Origin of the sequence: Paracoccus sp. MC1854 (genome assembly GCF_014164635.1) — a bacterium.
Classification (GTDB): Bacteria; Pseudomonadota; Alphaproteobacteria; order Rhodobacterales; family Rhodobacteraceae; genus Paracoccus.
Genome location: NZ_JACJFU010000117.1, coordinates 1 through 1,163 on the forward strand (window position 1 = coordinate 1; position 1,163 = coordinate 1,163).

Here is a 1,163-nt window from a genome sequence, read left to right on the forward strand (position 1 = left end):
GCCTTCCTAAGAAACATCCGCCGCCTCTGGTGCCGGTGCAAGAGCATAGCCAAGCGATCGCGCACGACGCTGCAGATTGGCCAGAACCCGGGATCGGTGCCGCGCGTCATAGGCGGCAGCACCGGGATCATGGTAGGTCATGCCGAAGCGCAGTGTGTTGTAGAACAGCACCGCGATCTTGCGGGCCGTGGCGGTCACCGCCTTCTGCTTGCCAACTCGCGACGAAAGACGCCGGTAGAATGCACCCAGCGCGGTGTCACTGCGCCCGATCGTGACAGCCGCCAGCCGCAACAGCGCTGCGGCCCGACTCGAGGATCTTCGGGTTCGCGATGACAGCAGCTTGCCGCCGGATATCTTGTTGCCGGGTGCAAGACAGAGCCATGAGGTAAAGTGCTTCGCGCTCGGCCATGCATTCAGGTCGGTTCCGCATTCGGCGACCAGCTTCAACGCCAATGACGGTCCGAGGCCGTGAATCTGGGTCAGGTCCACGCCAAGGACGCCGTGAAGGGCCGCCCTGATGTCGAACGAGGGCGCATTCACCTGCTTTCGCTTCACGCGCGCTTTTGGAAGGGGAGCGACGACCCCATGCGTCTTGACCGTAAGCACTGCGACCGCTGCCTCCAGCCTGCGATCGCAGTCCGCCATCTTGGCCTGAACGTGCTCGTCGCGGTCGTTGCCCACCAGTGCCGCGCGGATCGTCTCGACTGACGCGTGGCAGCGGACATCACGAAATGACGCCAGCACGTCCGGATCCCGCTCGCCCGACACGATGGCACGAATAATCCGCATCCTGGTCGCGCCGGTGATGTCCGAGACGACATGGTGCAGCTGGAGGTTCATCTCCATCAACGCCTTTTGCATGTGTTGGATATGGGCAGCGGCATATTCAATCAGCCGCTCGCGCTGTCGCATGTAGGCCCGCAGAGTGGCGATCTCGGCCGCGGGGCGGAAACTCCCGCGCAGGAGACCGTAGGAATGCAGCTGTCGCAGCCAGCCTGCGTCGCTGACGTCGGTCTTCCGGCCCGGCACGTTCTTGGCATAGCGCGCGTTCACGAGGATCACGTCGAACCCGTGCTGCTCGAGGATCTCGAAAGCCGGGATCCAGTAGACCCCGGTGGATTCCATTGCCACGCTGGTCACGCCGCAGGACCGGAACCAGTCAG

1 protein-coding gene is annotated in these 1,163 nt (G+C 63.6%); it reads right to left on the reverse strand.

The window, feature by feature from the left end:
* Positions 1 to 6: 6 nt before the first annotated feature.
* On the reverse strand, positions 7 to 1,163 hold a 1,157-nt coding region (locus tag H5395_RS18330; protein ID WP_182793973.1), incomplete at its 5' end, for an IS110 family transposase.